Origin of the sequence: Shewanella sp. 10N.286.52.B9 (assembly GCF_002873635.1) — a bacterium.
Taxonomy (GTDB): domain Bacteria; phylum Pseudomonadota; class Gammaproteobacteria; order Enterobacterales; family Shewanellaceae; genus Shewanella.
This window is the reverse complement of the sequence record NZ_MCTY01000159.1, coordinates 15,237-15,973: the sequence shown is the minus strand read 5'-3', so window position 1 is coordinate 15,973 and position 737 is coordinate 15,237. Positions and strand designations below refer to the sequence as shown.

The 737-nt window shown below is 33.9% G+C and carries 1 protein-coding gene; it reads left to right on the top strand.

The genetic code is table 11. The features are described 5' to 3' along the window. The coding region (locus BCU91_RS08795; RefSeq protein WP_206747622.1) for a hypothetical protein at positions 1-615 on the top strand (615 nt) is incomplete at its 5' end. Positions 616-737 lie beyond the last annotated feature (122 nt).

Genomic DNA, 737 nt, shown 5'->3' with positions numbered 1-737 from the left:
ACATACACTGATTTAAGCTGTATTCAATTTAGCTCTATATTAGGCAATGTAAAAATGATTTTAAAATCAACCTTTACAAGTTTACCCAAAAATAAAAAGAGTAATTATATGAGCCCAGAAGAAATAGAACTCTATAAGGATGCTGTCAAAATTGGATTCCCTGCATTTGCCGGGTTAATTGCAGGATTTATACCTTACTTGTTGGAAAGGAGTAAGGTAAAACAGGAAGAAAAGAGCAATAATCAAAATTTTAGAAGAGCCAAAATAAATGAGTTAATAGATTGCTTTTCTAGTTTTTCAGGGAAATTATACGGGTACACTTCACACCTTCTATCGATAGGTATGTACCCTGAAAAAAGCCAAGTTGAAACTCTGAAAACCTCTGGATTTGATATGCTTTCTCAAGAGTCGAATCTTTCTAAAGCTAAAGCAATAGCTGGTTTACTAGGTAACTCTGAAATTGTAAATAAAGTGAATGAGTTTGACACACAAGCAACTGAAACAATTAATACACTAAATAATAGTAAGGCACTGAAAGAGCAAAAACTGGAATCAATAAGGCTATTGAGAATTAAGGAAACTGAGTTCATTTTAGTTTTAAAAAATCTTTTGTGATTAAAAAGTCACAAGATTTAGCAGGGATAGAATTCATGGGATTCCGTCAGGCTCAGAGTAAGCTCAACCCCAAAAACCAATTAAACCTGCGGGCTCAATTCACTCCGTTGGAAGTTGCTGAG